General features: G+C 68.7%; 16 protein-coding genes. 10 read left to right on the top strand and 6 right to left on the bottom strand.

The window, feature by feature from the left end; genetic code table 11:
• Positions 1-104 precede the first annotated feature (104 nt).
• Both AC1Q87_RS05215 and AC1Q87_RS05210 read right to left on the bottom strand, forming a co-directional pair.
• Entirely contained in the window at positions 105-947 is an 843-nt protein-coding gene (locus tag AC1Q87_RS05215; protein WP_492607907.1) for a PEP-CTERM sorting domain-containing protein, read from the bottom strand.
• Between the two features lie 264 nt (positions 948-1211).
• Positions 1212-1817 carry a CAP domain-containing protein gene (locus tag AC1Q87_RS05210; RefSeq protein WP_492607906.1) on the bottom strand — a complete coding sequence of 202 codons (606 nt, stop codon included), beginning with the start codon at positions 1815-1817 and terminating at the stop codon, positions 1212-1214.
• Between the two features lie 175 nt (positions 1818-1992).
• Between AC1Q87_RS05210 and AC1Q87_RS05205 the strand changes: the two genes are divergently transcribed.
• From AC1Q87_RS05205 to AC1Q87_RS05195, 3 genes are all read left to right on the top strand, one after another.
• Positions 1993-2751: a DsbA family protein gene (locus AC1Q87_RS05205; protein ID WP_492607905.1), complete on the top strand. Its 759-nt coding sequence runs from the start codon at positions 1993-1995 to the stop codon at positions 2749-2751.
• 106 nt (positions 2752-2857) lie between these two features.
• Positions 2858-3724, top strand: coding sequence for a glutathione-dependent disulfide-bond oxidoreductase (gene yghU / locus AC1Q87_RS05200; protein WP_492607904.1), 867 nt, complete (start codon positions 2858-2860; stop codon positions 3722-3724).
• An 8-nt stretch (positions 3725-3732) separates the two neighbouring features.
• Entirely contained in the window at positions 3733-4359 is a 627-nt protein-coding gene (locus AC1Q87_RS05195) for an NUDIX hydrolase (RefSeq protein ID WP_492607903.1), read from the top strand.
• On the opposite strand, the gene AC1Q87_RS05190 is transcribed toward AC1Q87_RS05195, so the two are convergent.
• Both AC1Q87_RS05190 and AC1Q87_RS05185 read right to left on the bottom strand, forming a co-directional pair.
• Positions 4356-4928: a TetR family transcriptional regulator gene (locus AC1Q87_RS05190; protein WP_492607902.1), complete on the bottom strand. Its 573-nt coding sequence runs from the start codon at positions 4926-4928 to the stop codon at positions 4356-4358. The two genes, AC1Q87_RS05195 and AC1Q87_RS05190, sit on opposite strands and share 4 nt — an antisense overlap.
• A 49-nt stretch (positions 4929-4977) precedes the next feature.
• Positions 4978-5451 (bottom strand): VOC family protein, encoded by a 474-nt coding sequence (locus AC1Q87_RS05185; protein ID WP_492607901.1) that lies wholly within the window; start codon positions 5449-5451, stop codon positions 4978-4980.
• 206 nt (positions 5452-5657) lie between these two features.
• Between AC1Q87_RS05185 and AC1Q87_RS05180 the strand changes: the two genes are divergently transcribed.
• The 5 genes from AC1Q87_RS05180 to pyrF all read left to right on the top strand — a co-directional run bounded on the left by AC1Q87_RS05180 (position 5658) and on the right by pyrF (position 13287).
• On the top strand, positions 5658-6944 hold the full coding sequence (locus tag AC1Q87_RS05180) for a cytochrome P450 (RefSeq protein ID WP_492607900.1): 1287 nt from the start codon (positions 5658-5660) through the stop codon (positions 6942-6944).
• 365 nt (positions 6945-7309) lie between these two features.
• The gene (locus AC1Q87_RS05175; protein WP_492607899.1) at positions 7310-8848 is read left to right on the top strand and encodes a M20/M25/M40 family metallo-hydrolase; all 1539 of its coding nucleotides are present in this window, start codon (positions 7310-7312) and stop codon (positions 8846-8848) included.
• A gap of 118 nt (positions 8849-8966) precedes the next feature.
• Positions 8967-11255: a TonB-dependent receptor gene (locus tag AC1Q87_RS05170; RefSeq protein WP_492607898.1), complete on the top strand. Its 2289-nt coding sequence runs from the start codon at positions 8967-8969 to the stop codon at positions 11253-11255.
• Between the two features lie 136 nt (positions 11256-11391).
• On the top strand, positions 11392-12372 hold the full coding sequence (locus AC1Q87_RS05165) for a sensor histidine kinase (protein ID WP_492607897.1): 981 nt from the start codon (positions 11392-11394) through the stop codon (positions 12370-12372).
• A gap of 84 nt (positions 12373-12456) precedes the next feature.
• Positions 12457-13287 (top strand): orotidine-5'-phosphate decarboxylase, encoded by an 831-nt coding sequence (gene pyrF / locus AC1Q87_RS05160; RefSeq protein ID WP_492607896.1) that lies wholly within the window; start codon positions 12457-12459, stop codon positions 13285-13287.
• Between the two features lie 16 nt (positions 13288-13303).
• Here the strand turns inward: pyrF and AC1Q87_RS05155 are convergent, their stop codons facing one another.
• Positions 13304-13645: a hypothetical protein gene (locus tag AC1Q87_RS05155; RefSeq protein WP_492607895.1), complete on the bottom strand. Its 342-nt coding sequence runs from the start codon at positions 13643-13645 to the stop codon at positions 13304-13306.
• 35 nt (positions 13646-13680) lie between these two features.
• On the bottom strand, positions 13681-14136 hold the full coding sequence (locus AC1Q87_RS05150) for a cupin domain-containing protein (RefSeq protein WP_492607894.1): 456 nt from the start codon (positions 14134-14136) through the stop codon (positions 13681-13683).
• Positions 14137-14226: 90 nt separating this feature from the next.
• On the opposite strand from AC1Q87_RS05150, the gene AC1Q87_RS05145 reads away from it, so the two are divergent.
• Together AC1Q87_RS05145 and AC1Q87_RS05140 are read left to right on the top strand one after the other, a co-directional pair.
• Entirely contained in the window at positions 14227-14907 is a 681-nt protein-coding gene (locus AC1Q87_RS05145; RefSeq protein ID WP_492607893.1) for a GNAT family N-acetyltransferase, read from the top strand.
• A 52-nt stretch (positions 14908-14959) separates the two neighbouring features.
• Complete coding sequence (locus tag AC1Q87_RS05140) at positions 14960-15268, top strand: hypothetical protein (protein ID WP_492607892.1); 309 nt, start codon at positions 14960-14962, stop codon at positions 15266-15268.
• Position 15269: the final 1 nt, after the last annotated feature.

The following is a 15269-nucleotide window of genomic DNA, read 5'->3' as shown; positions in this document are numbered from 1 at the left end:
TACGCCGACGGCCAGCAACCCCGCGGTTCGCGGCGGCGAAGCGCCCACGAAAAAGGCCGCGCGGTGGGCGCGGCCTTTCCCGTCTCTACGCATAGCTCGGAGAGCTAGGCGGTCTTGGCGTTGGCCCGTTCGACGGCGCGCGAGCGGCGCACCATGCTGCCCAGGCCGAAGAAGCCGACGATCATCATCAGCCAGGTGCCGGGCTCCGGGACCGGGCTCGGATTCGTCGGCGTGGTCGGGGTCGTCGGAGTGGTCGGCTTCGTCGGACCCGTGGGATCGGTCGGCGTGGTGGGCGTCGTCGGATCCGTCGGGTTGGTCGGCGTGGTGGGCGTCGTCGGGTCGGTAGGATCCGTCGGGTTGGTCGGCGTCGTCGGGTCGGTGGGATCGGTCGGATCCTCGCCGCCGCCGCCAGGCGGGGCGATGTAGGTGCCGCCGCCGCCGCCGCCGCGCGGACCGAACATGCTCGGGAAGCCGCCGCCGCCCGGGCCGCTGACCGGCAGGGCCGCCAGGCTCATCGGGGGCGAGGCGTCGGCCGTCTCGGCCGGCGGTCCGGCCACTTCGTCCAGCAGGCGCTGGGCGGGCGGACGCGCTTCAGGGGGCAGGGCCGCCATGATCGACGGCTTGGTGTCGCATTCGGTCGAAGGCGGCGCCAGGGCGGCGTCGGTGCGCATCGCGTAGGACGACTCCGGCAGCTTCTTCATCGGCGCGGCCGGCTTGGCCGCGGCGACGGCGGTGCGCGGCTTGGTCGCCGGCTTGCGCGCCTGAGTGCTGGCGGCGGGCTTGGCCTTGGCGGGCTTCACGGCGCGGTGCGGCGCAGCGGCTTTCGGCGCCGCAGGCTTGGCGACAGCCGGTCGCGAGACCTTGATGAAGCAATCTTCGGCGGCGGCGGGTGCGGCGGCCGCCGTACTCAGAATCGCACCCATGACGACATATTTGGCGATCGCCATGTCGTTCCCCCCAGACTGACGAGCCCCCGCCGCTTCGCGGCGATGCTCACAAGAGGCGCTCTCGCGCCGGGCCCGCCACCATTTAAAGGCGAGCGTTTCAAACTCGACCATATAGTACAACGGCGTTCAGGGAAACGCGCGTAATCAATTGTAAAGCACGCTAACCCTTTGGCGTTGCACGGTTGCTACGCCTCGCCCGATGGTTAACCTTCGCCCGTCAGGAGAAATACCGTGACGAGACGCCGGACTGATTCGCCTGTGCGACTACTCGTCGGCTGCGCGGATCTTGTCGAGCTGGGCCGTGATGATGCGCGGCGAAGGCGCGGCGCTGAAGTCCATCACGCACATGGTCGAGTAATCGCGATGCGGGCCGCAACTGACGCCGACCACCTTGAAGGCGCCGTTGAACATGTTGGTGCGGTGGCCGCGGTCCGGCACGCCGCTGTCGATGATCAGGGCGCGCACCACGTCCTCGGGCGAGGGCGGGCCGTAGGCGATGTTCTCGGCGGCCAGCGCGTGCGCGGCGCCATGCCGGCGCACCCGGTCGTAGAACCGCTCGCCGTCGGCGCTGGCGTGGCCGATGTGACCGGCCGGCCCCTGCAGCGAGACGTGTTCCAGCGCCGCCGATGCCAGCATGTCGTCGGGGCGCAGCGGGGCCAGCGGCCGTTGGCGCTTGAGATACTCCACCGCTTCGATGTAGGCGGCGTGGTCGGCGGGTTCGCCCGCGTCGATCAGCGCCCGTTCCCAGCGGGTGAGCGGTTCACGCTCGAGACGCCGGGCGTATTCCTGGGGATAGGCGCGGGCGAAGTTGATCTCGGCCAGGATCGCGTCTTCCATCGGCCCGGCGTTGGCCAGGGTCGGGGCGCACAAGGCGGTCCCGAGCGCGGCGGCAAGAACGTGATGTAGGAAGCGCAGTTTCAACTGTATCGCCCATCAATTTCCTGGGCGAAGACTGCAGTATCGCGATGTATTTCAATTTAAGAGTAATGGTTACAATCCTGGTTACCTTAACGCGAAGTCAAGATCCGAACGGGCGGCGGGCGTGGTGAGACTGAAACCCCTGATGGCAGGCCTGGGCGTGCTCGCCCTGGCCGGCTGCGACGCGCCGCAGAAGGGCGCGGTGCAGAATGACGCCGCGTTCGAGCGCGAGCTGCGCGCCTACCTGCTCGCGCATCCGGAGGTGATCCGCGACGCCGCCGCCAAGCTGCAGGCCAAGAAGGCGGCCCAGGCCCGCGCGGTGCTCGCCCAGGCCAAGCCCGCGCTCGAACGCGACCCGCGCGATTTCGTCGCCAACTCCGGCGGACGCGCCACGGTCGTCCAGTTCTTCGACTACCGCTGCCCCTACAGCCGCGCCGTCTCGCCCGACATCGATCGGCTGATCGCCGCCAATCCCGACGTCCGCTTCGTCTTCAAGCAGTACCCGGTGTTCGGCAGCGCCTCGGACTACACGGCCCGCGCGGCTCTCACGCCCCAGGGCAAGGCCAAGGGGCTGGCGCTGCATCGCGCGCTGATGGCGCAGAAGGATCTGAACCCCGCGCGGGTCGACCGCATCCTCTCCCAGCAGGGGCTGAATCCGCGCGAGGTCGACGCCGCCGCCCGCGATCCGGCGCTGGCCGAGCAGATCGCCGACACCCGCGAGCTGGCGCTGAAGCTCGACCTGAAGGGCACGCCGACCTTCATCGTCGCCGGCGAGATCATCCCCGGCGCCGACGTCGTGCGGTTGGAAGCGGCCATCGCCCGAGCCCGCGCCTCGGCGCTGTCCAGCGTCGGCGAAGCGCTGACCCGCAACCCGTTCGGCCACTGACGGGCGCGAGCGCCCCTTGGCGGGACGCTCGCCATGCCCCACCTTTGCACCCGACACGCCGCAATCTGGCGGGCGCCTCGTTCGCCCGCACGCCTGGAGCCTGCTGATGACCGACTACACCCCGCCGAAGGTCTGGACCTGGAACAAGGAAAACGGCGGGCGCTTCGCCAACATCAACCGCCCGATCGCCGGCCCGACCCACGACAAGGAACTGCCGGTCGGCCGCCATCCGCTGCAGCTCTACTCCCTGGCCACGCCGAACGGCATCAAGGCCACCGTCATGCTCGAAGAGCTGCTGGCCCTGGGCCATGCGGGCGCCGAGTACGACGCCTGGCTGATCAACATCGGAACCGGCGACCAGTTCGGCAGCGGCTTCGTCGACATCAATCCGAACTCCAAGATCCCGGCGCTGCTCGACCGCAGCGGTCCGACCCCGATCCGGGTGTTCGAGTCAGGCGCCATCCTGGTGCATCTGGCCGAGAAGTTCGGAGCTTTGCTGCCGACCGACCCGGCCCAGCGGGCCGAGGTGATGTCCTGGCTGTTCTGGCAAATGGGCAGCGCGCCCTATCTCGGCGGCGGCTTCGGCCACTTCTACGCCTACGCCCCGACCAAGATCGAATACGCCATCGATCGGTTCGCCATGGAGGCCAAGCGCCAGCTCGACGTGCTCGACCGCCGCCTGGCGGAGAGCGAATACCTTGGCGGCGACGCCTACACGATCGCCGACATCGCCGTCTGGCCCTGGTACGGCGGCCTGGCCAAGGGCGTGCTCTACGAGGCCGGCGAGTTCCTGGCCGTGCACGAGTACAAGAACGTCAATCGCTGGGCCGATCAGATCGCCGAGCGCCCGGCCGTCCAACGCGGCCGCATGGTCAACCGCACCTGGGGCGAGCCCTCGACCCAGCTCTGGGAGCGTCACGACGCCAGCGACTTCGACACCAAGACCCAGGACAAGCTGCAAGCGGCGAAGTAGGGGAGGGCATGAGCTATCCGTTCACGCCCGCCTTCCGCGCCGAGCTGGCCGCCCGCTGCCAGGCGTTTCCGCGCCTGGCCTATGACGGGCCCCAGCTCAAGCACGCGGCGGTGGCCATCACCCTGGTGGACGCCGGCGACGGCTCGGGCGAGACGGCCTTTCTGCTGACTCGCCGTTCGGCGGCCCTGCGGGCTCACGCCGGCCAATGGGCGCTGCCGGGCGGACGCTGCGACGACGGCGAGACCCTGCAGCAGGCGGCGCTGCGCGAACTGCACGAGGAGCTCGGCCTGCATCTGGCGCCGTCGAGCATCCTCGGCGTGCTGGACGACTACGCCAGCCGCTCGGGCTACGCGATCGCCCCGGTCGTCACCTGGCTGGAGGACGCCAGCGCCCTGGCGCCCAATCCGGACGAGGTGGCGTCCGTCCACCGCTTCCGGCTCGACCAGATCGCGGGCGACGACGCGGTCGCCTTCGAGACCATTCCGGAGAGCGAGCGGCCGCTGATCCGCCTGAACCTCGGCGAGCACCACATCCACGCCCCGACGGCGGCGCTGATCTATCAGTTGCGGGAAATCGTCGCCGGCCGCGTCACCCGCGTGGCCGACCTCGATCAGCCGGTCTTCGCCTGGCGCTAGGCGATCAGGGCGTTGAACACCGCCGTGACCTGCGCGACGAACACCTCGCGTTCGCGGCCTTCCAGCGCCTCGCCGCGGATCAGCCGCTCGACCAGGAAGCCGATATAGACCCCGGCCAGCACCCGGGCGCGGGCCTCGGCGTCGGCGCCCCCCATCCAGTTGCGGATCGGGACCAGCAGGCGCTCCTGCACCAGGGTGTTCAGCAGCGGCGCCGTCGCCGGCGAGGTCGCTGCGCGCAGCAGGAACTGGAACCGCTGGGTCCTGGCCTCGTCGGCGTGCGGCGACCCGGCCAGCATCACAGCCATCTCGCCGGCGAAACTCGACCGGTCCCAGTCCAGCTGCTCGTTGGCCCGGAACGAGTCTTTCAACGCCTCGACGAACAGCGCTTCCTTGCCGCCGAAGTAGCGCTTGACCAGCGCCACGTCCGCCCCGGCCTCGCCGGCGATGTCGCGCAGCGTGCAGTCGTAGCCGACCCGCGCGAACTGCTTCTTCGCCGCCTTCAGGATGGCCGCGCGGGTGGCCTCGGCGTCGCGCCGACGGGGGCCTGGGCGAACAAGCGTCTCTGTCATCGACCCCTGTGTACACGACGCCGGCGGGGCGGTCAGGTCTCTCGCCGCGTCAGCCGCGCCGGGCCGCGTCGATCGCCGCCACGTCGATCTTGCCCATCGTCATCATCGCGTCGAACGCCCGCTTGGCCTCTGCGCCCCCGGCCGCCATCGCCTCGGTCAAGGTCCGGGGCGTGATCTGCCAGGAGACGCCCCAGCGGTCCTTGCACCAGCCGCAGGCGCTTTCCGTCCCGCCGTTGTCGACGATGGCGTTCCAGTAGCGGTCGGTCTCTTCCTGGTCGTCGGTGGCGATCTGGAACGAGAACGCCTCGTCCTGCTTGAAGGTCGGCCCGCCGTTCAGTCCCAGGCACGCGACGCCCGCCACCGTGAACTCGACGGTCAGCACGTCGCCTTCCTTGCCGGACGGGTAATCGCCCGGCGCGCGTCGCACGGCGGTCACCTCGCTGTCGGGAAAGGTCTGCGCATAGAAGCGCGCGGCGGCTTCGGCGTCGGTGTCGTACCAGATGCAGATCGTGTTCTTGGCCATGGCGTTCCCCTGTCGCGCCCGCTGCGCGAACGTCCGGTCATAACGTCCCCGCCGCCGCGACGTTCGGCAAGGCTCGCCAATTGCTAAGTCAATCGCCGTTGACATAGCCCCGGACTGCGCTCAACCTTCCGCTAAGTCCGCGCGTCCGGCGGCGATTGCGGCCGGGCGAAATCAAAAGATGGCGGGCGCGACCTGGGAAGGAAGCCATGAATATCTCCGCCAAGATTCAAGCTGCCGACGCGGCCGCCGAAATCGCCGCCATGCCGCTGGACCAGCTCAACCCCGCCAAGGTGTCGCGGTTCTACGACGACACGATCTGGCCGGTGTTCGAGCGCCTGCGCCGTGAAGACCCGATCCACCTGACCGAGGACAGTGAGTTCGGCCGCTACTGGTCGATCACCAAGTGGAACGACATCATGGCGGTCGACACCGACCATGAGAGCTTCTCGTCGGCGGACGGCATCACCCTGATCAATCAGGTGGCCATGGCCGAGCAGGAACGCGTCATGGGGCCGCGCCGTCGCGGCGGCGCCGGCTTCATCACCATGGACGAGCCCGAGCACAGCCGGGCGCGCAAGGCCGTGAGCCCGACGGTGGCGCCGTCCAATCTGCACAACATGGCGCCGCTGGTGCGCGAGCGCGCCGGCCAGATCCTCGACTCCCTGCCGATCGGCAAGGAGTTCGACTGGGTCGATCTGGTGTCGAAGGAACTGACGGCCATGACCCTGGCCACGCTGTTCGACTTCCCGTTCGAGGACCGCCGCAAGCTGACCTACTGGTCCGACATGGTGACCAACCAGCCCGGGCACGGGCCGGTGGAGAGCTGGGAGCACAAGGGCCAGGCGATGATGGAGTGCTTCGCTGCATTCCAGGAGCTGTGGAACCAGCGCGTCAACGCCGAGCCGGCCGGCGACCTGATCTCGATGCTGGCCCACAATCCGGCCACCCGCGACATGGATCTGGCCACCTATCAGGGCAATGTCATCCTGCTGATCGTCGGCGGCAACGACACCACCCGCAACACCATCTCCAGCAGCGTCTATTCGCTGAACAAGAACCCGGAGCAGTACGCCAAGCTGCGCGCCAACCACGATCTGGTGCTGCCGATGGTGTCCGAGACGATCCGCTGGCAGACGCCGCTGGCGCACATGGCTCGCGTGGCGACCCGCGACGTCGAGATGGGCGGCAAGACCATCAAGAAGGGCGACCGGGTGGCCATGTGGTACATCTCGGGCAACCGCGACGAAGAGATGGTCGACCGGCCCAACGAGTTCATCATCGACCGCGAGCGTCCGCGCCAGCACATGTCCTTCGGCTTCGGCGTGCACCGCTGTGTCGGCAACCGCGTCGCCGAACTGCAGCTGACCATCATCTGGGAAGAGATCCTCAAGCGCTTCCCGGAGATCAAGGTCGTCGGCGAGCCGACCCTGAACTGGTCGGCCTTCGTGCACGGCTTCGAGACCCTGCCGGTCGTCATTCCCTATCGGAACTAACCCGGAGACGGGGAGGGGCGCGCCGCCTTCGCGGCGGCGCGGGGAGGCGGGAGCCGAGCGTCTGGAGCGCTCGGCCCCTTTCTTATGTGCTCTGTTTTGCGTCGCGGGGGCATGTCTGTGCTCGCCGCGGCCAGAATGCCGGCATGTTGTTTCATTGGTTACATTTGATACTTTCTGGTATCGGCCAAGATAAAGCTGATCTTACGGCAACAGTTCGCCGGTTCCGTCGCCCCTGAGTCGACTAGATCACTTGGCGATTCGGAAACTTCTCTGTAGCTGCGCTGTCGCGGAGCATTAGGCTCCGCCATCGCGAGCTTGAGGCTCGCGCAAGACAGTAAGACGAGCGCCGCTCACCGGGAGTAATAATGTCCGACCAGTACGACCGTCCTTCGACCGACCGTCGCAGCTTGATGGCCGGGGCCGCCGCTGCTGCGGCCGGCGCCCTTCTCGCGCCGGGCCTCGCCAGCGCCGCGAGCGCCGACCTCGCCGTGATCCGCAAGGCCGCCGAGGCCGACAAGGCCGACGCCATCAAACGCCTGCAGGAGTGGATCGCGCTGCCGACCGTCGCGGCCGAGGGCGTGAACGTCGTCGAAGGCCCGGCCTACATGGCCAAGATCGCCAAGGACGCCGGCTTCCAGACCGTAGAGATCATCCCGACGGACGGCGTCGCCGGCGTGTTCGCCACCCTCGACGTCGGCGCCCCGCGCTGGATCGGCGTCTACTTCATGTACGACGTGAAGCAGTACGACCCGAAGGAATGGTCGAGCCCGCCGCTCGAAGGCCGCCTGGTGGAAAAGGCCCCGTTCGGCACGGTGATGATGGGCCGCGGCGCGACCAACTCGAAGGGCGGCCAGATCGCGCTGCTCAACGCCCTGCGCGCCATGCGCGCCGCCGGCAAGAAGCCGCCGGTCAACATCGCCCTGATCTGCGAAGGCGAGGAGGAGATCGCCTCTCCGCACTTCCGCCAGATCGCCACCCACCCGAAGGTGCTGCCCGTCCTGCAGAAGTGCGAGGGCATCTACGTGCCCGGTCCGTCGCAGGACCGCACCACCGGCGAGGTCTCCTTCACCCTCGGCGCCAAGGGCCCGGTCGAGCTGCAGCTTATCGTCGACGGCTCCAAGACCGGCATTGGCCCCAAGACCGACATCCACTCCTCGGAGAAGGCCCGCATCGACAGCCCGATCTGGCGTCTGGTTCAGGCCCTGGCCACGCTGACCAGCCCGGACGGCAACACCCCGACCCTCGACGGCTTCATGGACAAGGTCCGGCCGCTGTCGGCGCGGGAAAAGGAGCTGATCGGCCAACTCGCCCAGAAGACCAACGAGGCGGCGCTCAAGCAGGCCTACGGCAACAAGGCCTGGATCGACAACCTCAGCTACGAGAAGTCGATCGAACGCCTGCTCTCGCAGCCGACCATCAACCTGCAGGGGCTGGTCGGCGGCTACACCGGGCCGGGCGGCAAGAGCATCCTGCCGAGCCGGGCCGAGGCCAAGCTCGAGATCCGCATGGTCCCGAACCAGACCTACGACGACACGGTCCGCCAGCTGCGCGAGCATCTCGACAAACGCGGCTTCCAGGACGTCCAGATCAACGTCTCGGGCGGCTATGATCCCACCGAGACCGCCGAGGACGCCCGCGTCGTCCAGGCCGCGCTCGGCGCCTACAAGAAGATGGGCATCCCGGTGACGCTGTCGCCGCGCAGCGCCGGCTCCTGGCCGGGCTCGCTGTTCACCCAGCCGCCGGTCGCCAAGCCGGCGATCCACTTCGGCGTCGGCTTCGGCTCGGGCGCGCACGCGCCGGACGAGTTCATCGTCATCGACTCCGCCAATCCGAAGGTGGCCGGCTACGTCGACGCCACCATGGCCCAGGCGCAGTTCCTCTACGCCCTGGCGGAAATGAAATAGCCGATGACCGGAGGCCGCCCTCGTCGAGGGGGCGGCCGCTTCCACACACACGAGTTTTGACGACCGCCGCCGCGCCTGCCGGCCCGGCGGCACGATCTTTGGGGGAACTTCAAAAATAATGTCAGTCCAACGTTCCGGCCTCGGCCGCTCTTTCCGCGTCGCCCTGCTTGGGGCTTCGGCGACCGTCGCCGTCGCCGGTCCGGCCCTGGCGCAGTCCACCCAGCCGCCGGCGGTCGAGGAAGTCGTCGTCACCGCGCTGAAGCGCGCGACCAACCTGCAGGACACGCCGATCTCGATCTCGGCGGTGACCTCCGAGACCATCGCCAATTCCGGCGTGCAGTCGATCGCAGACCTCGGCGCCACGGTCCCCGGCCTGACCTTCGTCAACAGCGGCCCGTCGTTCAGCCGCGTCGTGATCCGCGGCATCAACGCCGCCGGCGAGCCGACCGTCGGCGTCTACTATGACGAAACCCCGGTCACCGGTTCGATCGGCGCGGGCAACAACGCCGGCGGCTCGACCCCGGAACTGCGCCTGTTCGACGTCGAGCGCGTCGAAGTGCTGCGCGGCCCGCAAGGCACCCTCTACGGCTCCGGCTCGATGGGCGGCACGCTGCGCACCATCTACAAGAAGCCGAGCTACGTGTTCGAAAGCGCCCTCGACGGCTCGCTGTCGAAGACCGAGGGCGCTGGCGACTGGAACTACGAGGCGCAAGGGATGGTCAACATCCCGCTGGCCCAGGACAAGGCGGCGCTGCGCGTCGTCGGCTTCTACCGCGAAGCGGCCGGCTACATCGACAACACCTACCTGAACCTCAGCGACATCAACGAGATGGAGACCTGGGGCGGCCGTGCGCTGCTGCGCCTCGAGCCCACCGAGAACCTGACCATCGACCTGGCCGCCTACATCAACCGCACCGAGGCCGAGGCCCCGAGCTGGTTCCCGGCGGTCGGCGAGTACAAGTCCGACGCCCGCACCCAGCTGCCGCAGACCGACGACCTGGACCTGTACAGCGCCACCGCCAACCTCGACCTCGGCCCGGTCACCGCCGTCGGTTCGGTCGCCTACATGCGCCGCGAGCTGATGAGCACCCAGGACGTGACCCAGTTCATGCAGGGCTTCCGCACCGCCGCGCGCTGCCAGGCGCTCTACAACCGCGGCGCGGCCTGCAGCACCGACCAGCTGTCGGCCTACTACGCCTATGTCGACACCCAGTACCCCTCGGTGCTGAAGCCGCAGCAGGAGATGGACACCTACACGGCCGAGCTGCGCTTCACCTCGAACTACGAGAGCGCGCTGCAATGGACCGCGGGCGGCTTCTTCTCGGACCGCAAGACCGTCGTCTGGAACCCGCAGGTCGGCGTCGATCCGCGCACCGGCGCGCTCTACGAGCCCGAGGTCGTCATGACCGGCCGGGTGATCGACGACACCCTGAAGCAGTACGCGGTGTTCGGAGAGCTGTCCTTCGACGTCAACGAGCAGCTGAACCTCACCGCCGGCGCCCGCTACTTCAAGTACACCAAGGACATCGTCGGCGAGACGCTCGTCCCGTCGCTGCTGGTGGGCGCGGTCGTCACCCCGCCGACCCACGTCCAGTCCGAGGAAACCGGCTGGGTGTTCCGCTTCAACGGCTCCTACAAGATCACCTCCGACGTCATGCTCTACGCCGAGGCCTCGCAGGGCTATCGTCCGGGCGGCGCCAACCAGGTGCTGGGCCTGCCGGGCAACCTGACCCCGTACGCCTCGGACCAGCTGTGGAACTACGAAGTCGGCGTGAAGTCGGCCTTCTGGGATCGCCGCGCGACCCTCAACGCCGACATCTTCCAGATCGACTGGAGCGACATGCAGGTTCGGATTCTGACCCCGAACGGCGCGTTCAGCTACATCGGCAACGCCGGCAAGGCCCGCATCCGCGGCCTGGAAGTCGAAGGCGCGGTCAACCCGCTCGCCGGCCTGTCGATCACCGGCAACTTCTCGGTCATGGAAGCCGAGCTCACCCAGGACCAGCCTGGCGCGGGAACCACCATCCCCAACGCCGGCCTGAAGGGCGACCGCATCCCCTATGTGCCGAAGTTCCAGGGCGCGATCTCGGCCCAGTACGTCTGGCCGGTGACCGAGGGCCTCAACGGCTTCGCCCGCGTCGACTTCAACCACATGGGCAGCTCCTACAACGAACTGCGCACGAGCTTCGTCTATGCGCGCAAGATCGACGCCTATGAGCTGATCAACACCCGCGTCGGCGTCGAATCCGACACCGGCGGCTGGGGCGCGTACCTCTTCGTGACCAACCTGCTCGACGAGGCCGCGATCTTCTCGAAGTCGGTCGGCGCCACGTCGGCGGCCCGCACCTCGGTGTTCTCGGCCCCGCCGCGGACCATCGGGATCAACCTGCGCAAGACGTTCCAGTAACGCCTCGCCAGGACAGGGACGAAGCCGGGCGTCCGCGCCCGGCTTCGGACCCCTCTGTCGAATTTCGACGGACGTGGAACCACCGCAGCGCTAGGCCGTACGAAGAGAGCACCAACAGCGTGGTCTGAGGCGGCGCGTGGACGACGACACTGCGAACGATGACGGCATCGAGGGGCGCTATCGCGCGGTCTTCGACAACATGTCCGAGGGCTTTGTCGTCTGTGAAGCCGTCCTGGGACCGGACGGCCGGCTGGCCGACTACTGGATCCGCGAGGCCAATCCGGTGTTCCGCAGCCGCGTGGCGGGCGCGGACGACGTCGTCGGGCGGCGGCAGCTGGAGGTGCGGCCGGACACCGATCCGCGCTGGATCTCCGCCTGCGGGCGGGCCTTCGCGGGCAAGCCTGTCCATTTCGAGTTCGCCGACGTCGAGGGCGGTCGCTGGTACGACGTCCACATGATGCGGCTCTCGAACACCCAGTTCGGGCAGTTCTTCATCGACGTCACGGCGCGTCATCGCGCCGCCGAGCGGCAGGCCGAGCTGTTCGCCGACCTGAACCACCGTGTGAAGAACAATCTCGCCATCGTCGCCTCGCTGCTGATGCTGCAGGGCCGCAGCGAGGGGCCCCAGGTCGCCCAGGCCCTGGCCAAGGCGGCCGATCGGATCGGTTCGATCAGCGACCTTCACACCATGCTTTACCAGCAGCAGGCGCACGACAGCGTCGAGCTGCAGCCGTATCTCGGCGCCCTCGTCGAGCGCCTGTCGGAAAGCCTGCTTGACGGCGATCGGATCACGATCGAGATCGCCTGCGATCCGGTCGAGGTCAGCGCTGAGCAGGCCGTCAGCATCGGCCTGATCGTCAACGAGCTCGTCACCAACTCGGTCAAGCACGCCTTCAAGGGCGGCCGGCGGGGCGCGGTCCAGATCAGCGGGCGGAAAGACGCCTCCGGCTATCGGCTTCGGGTGGAGGACGACGGGCCGGGCATCGACCGTCTGGCGGACGAAGGCCTGGGCATGCGCCTGATCAAGTCGCTGGCGTCCGGACTCGGCGAGCTGCGGTGGGGCGCGGACGGCGGCGGCGTCGTCGAACTCCACTGGAAGCCGCCGCAGGGTGTGTGAGGGTTTCGAACATCGCGAAGCGATCTGATCGCTTGCCTCCACTGCTTGCCGACGGCATCCCGGCGGCGTTGGAGGAGAGACGCCATGCCCGATTTCGCCGAACGTTTCGCCGAGCTCGCCCGCGTACGCTCACCCCTCTGCCTGGGGCTGGATCCTTCCGAGGACGTCTTCGCCGCTTGGGGCCTGGCGAGCGACGCCGCCGGCCTGGATCGGTTCTGCGAGACCGTGCTCGAGGCTGTCGGCGACAGCCTGCCGGTCGTCAAACCCCAGACCGCCTTCTTCGAACGTTTCGGTCCGGCCGGCATGGTCCAGCTCGCCGCGACGACACGCGAGCTGCGCGCGCGCAACGTGCTCAGCCTCATCGACGCCAAGCGCGGCGACGTCGCCGGCACCATGCAGGGCTATGCGGCCGCCATGCTGGGGCAGGACAGCGGCTTCGGCGGCGATGCGATGACGGTGACCGCCTATCTCGGCTTCGAAGCGCTCCGTCCGACCTTCGAACGCGCCGCCGCGACGGGAACGGCGGTGTTCGTCGTGGTCCATTCGTCGAACCTGGAAGGGCGAGCCTTGCAGTCGGCGCGGATGGCCGATGGCCGCTCGGTCTCGCAGGCTCTGGCCGACGCCGTGACGCACGAAAATAGGCTCACGCCCGGCGTGGCCGGCGCGGTGGTGGGAGCGACGCTGTCGCAGGAAGACGCCGGCATCCTGGACCGGCTTCCCGGCGCGCTGCTCCTCGCGCCCGGCGTCGGCGCGCAAGGCGCGACCCTGGACGCCGTCGCATCGCGGTTCGCCGGCGCGCGGGGCAGGGTGATCCCCTCGGCGTCCCGCGACATCCTCATGAAGGGGCCCAGCGTCGCTGGCCTGCGCGCTGCGATCGATCGCTATCGGGACCAGGCATGGAGCGCTCTGGCCTAGCCGCCTGGTGCCGATCTCACTTGACGATGGTGGCCATCTGTTCGCTGGCCTGCTTCAGGCAAAGGTTCGCCTGCGCGTTCTTCTGCTCGTTGCTCAGCTTGTTCAGCGCGCCGTCCACCTCCTGCCGGGTGGCCTTGGGCTGAAGCTGACTGGCGCGGCCCATATAGAAACCGAAAGCCATCGAGAGGGCGGCGATCGCGCGCGGCTCCGGGGGTTGCGAAGCCGAGGCCCCGGCGAGGCCGGCGCCGATCAGCCCGACGCAGGTCAGTTCGCTTTCGCGGCCGGGGGCCGGCGCGGAATGGGCATGTGTCGACACCAGTAAGAGCGCCGTCGCGGTCGTCCAGGCTGCGAGTTTCATCGTGTCCTCCGCAAGTGGAACGCCCCAAAAGGGATTCAGGCGTCCAGATTTGCGGGCACGTCCACGGTCAGCCCGTACGGCCGGCCGAGTTCGATGAGCTTGCCGATGTCCGGCGCCGTCGGCGAGACCTCGCGGTCGAAGTCCTCGAACATGTGCGAGGCGCCTTCGCGCGAGGTCAGCGAGATCATCTCGCCGCCGCCCTTGCCGAACCGGAACCAGTGCGTCGTGCCTGCCGGCAGATGGACAAAGGTGCCGGCGTGGGCGACCAGCTCCTGCGCGCCGATGCCGAAGGCGATCTCGCCGGCGACGACATAGAACGCCTCGTCCCAGGGATGGCTGTGCGGCGGCGGACCGCTGCCCTCGGGACCGATCTGGTGAAACACTTCGTAGCTGCCGGTGCGCTCGCCGCCGGCGAGCACGGTGATCTGCTCGCCCACGACGTTGAACGGACGCACTCCGTCGGTCAGCTTGACGACGATTGGCTCGGCCATGTCGGCGCGCTCCTCATGTGCGCGCTTACGATAACATCGTTATTTGTTCGCCGCCATGACGTCGGCGACGCGCGGAGCTATGCAGGCGCCATGTCGCATCCGCTTAATCGCCCCGTCTGGTCGGCCCTGACCGGCCGCCAGTTCCATCTCGCGCACCAGCACGGCGCCGCTGTCCGCTTCGGTCCCGAGTTCGGGCTGTTTGCCGCGCTGCCGGACGACTCCCCGCAGAGCCTCACCGACCTCGCGGCCCTGGTCGCAGCGCACGGCGACGTGGCGGTGGTGGAGGAGGGGCCGGCGCAGCTGGTTCCGGGCCTGGCCGTCCGCAGCCAGGCGGTCTGCTGGCAGATGGTCGCCGAGACGCCCAATCCGGTCGGCGAGCCGGCCTTTCCGATCGAGGTGCTGACCGCAGCCGACGCCCCGCAGATGCTGGCCCTGGCCACGGCGACCGCGCCGGGCCCGTTCTACGCGCGCACCCATGAACTCGGCCGCTTTGTCGGGGTGAAGGAGAACGGCCGGCTGGTGGCCATGGCCGGCGAGCGGATGCAGCCGGCCGGCTATACCGAGGTCAGCGGCGTCTGCACCGATCCGGCCTATCGCGGCCGCGGGTTCGCCGCCGGCCTGATGCTCGAGGTCGCCGCCCGCATCCGCGCGCGAGGCGAGATCCCGTTCCTGCACTCCTACGCTCACAACACCGGCGCCATCGCGCTCTATCAGGCGCTAGGCTTCGATTTCCGCTGCGAACTGGTGATGACCACCCTGACGCGCGGCTAGCGCAGCGGGCGGCCGCGGGGTTAGGCTCTCCCCAAGCCGAAGGGAGAGAGACATGGCCTTGGAACTGCGCGCTCGCCGCAACCCCGTCGCCCTTGCCGATTCTGCGCCGCGCCGCGTCCGCTCACATCCGGTCTACCTCGCCCCGCGCGCCACCCCGGCCGGCGCCGTCGGCTTCGGCGCGATGGGCAGCGTGGCGCTCGGCGCGATCGCCTTCGGGGCCTTCGCGGTCGGGGCGCTGGCCATCGGCAAGCTCGCCGTGGGGCGGGTCTCGGTCGGCCGGGCCAAGATCAAGCGGCTGGAAATCGACGAACTGACCGTGCGGCGTCTCACCATCCTCGACGACGGGGAGCCCCCTCGCTAGG

The sequence above is a fragment of the Phenylobacterium sp. GW823-FHT02A09 genome (assembly GCF_058797775.1).
The sequence above is the reverse complement of the archived record's forward strand: the minus strand, read 5'-3'. Positions and strand labels throughout refer to the sequence as shown.

What these genes read in the sequence shown, in the direction of transcription:
- AC1Q87_RS05195 (WP_492607903.1), top strand. Translation starts at nt 3,733, where the DNA reads ATGAGCTATCCGTTCACGCCCGCCTTCCGCGCCGAGCTGGCCGCCCGC.
- pyrF (WP_492607896.1), top strand. Translation starts at nt 12,457, where the DNA reads ATGCCCGATTTCGCCGAACGTTTCGCCGAGCTCGCCCGCGTACGCTCA.
- AC1Q87_RS05150 (WP_492607894.1), bottom strand. Translation starts at nt 14,136, where the DNA reads ATGGCCGAGCCAATCGTCGTCAAGCTGACCGACGGAGTGCGTCCGTTC.
- AC1Q87_RS05215 (WP_492607907.1), bottom strand. Translation starts at nt 947, where the DNA reads ATGGCGATCGCCAAATATGTCGTCATGGGTGCGATTCTGAGTACGGCG.
- AC1Q87_RS05175 (WP_492607899.1), top strand. Translation starts at nt 7,310, where the DNA reads ATGTCCGACCAGTACGACCGTCCTTCGACCGACCGTCGCAGCTTGATG.
- AC1Q87_RS05140 (WP_492607892.1), top strand. Translation starts at nt 14,960, where the DNA reads ATGGCCTTGGAACTGCGCGCTCGCCGCAACCCCGTCGCCCTTGCCGAT.
- AC1Q87_RS05185 (WP_492607901.1), bottom strand. Translation starts at nt 5,451, where the DNA reads ATGGCCAAGAACACGATCTGCATCTGGTACGACACCGACGCCGAAGCC.
- yghU (WP_492607904.1), top strand. Translation starts at nt 2,858, where the DNA reads ATGACCGACTACACCCCGCCGAAGGTCTGGACCTGGAACAAGGAAAAC.
- AC1Q87_RS05180 (WP_492607900.1), top strand. Translation starts at nt 5,658, where the DNA reads ATGAATATCTCCGCCAAGATTCAAGCTGCCGACGCGGCCGCCGAAATC.
- AC1Q87_RS05170 (WP_492607898.1), top strand. Translation starts at nt 8,967, where the DNA reads ATGTCAGTCCAACGTTCCGGCCTCGGCCGCTCTTTCCGCGTCGCCCTG.
- AC1Q87_RS05190 (WP_492607902.1), bottom strand. Translation starts at nt 4,928, where the DNA reads ATGACAGAGACGCTTGTTCGCCCAGGCCCCCGTCGGCGCGACGCCGAG.
- AC1Q87_RS05145 (WP_492607893.1), top strand. Translation starts at nt 14,227, where the DNA reads ATGTCGCATCCGCTTAATCGCCCCGTCTGGTCGGCCCTGACCGGCCGC.
- AC1Q87_RS05155 (WP_492607895.1), bottom strand. Translation starts at nt 13,645, where the DNA reads ATGAAACTCGCAGCCTGGACGACCGCGACGGCGCTCTTACTGGTGTCG.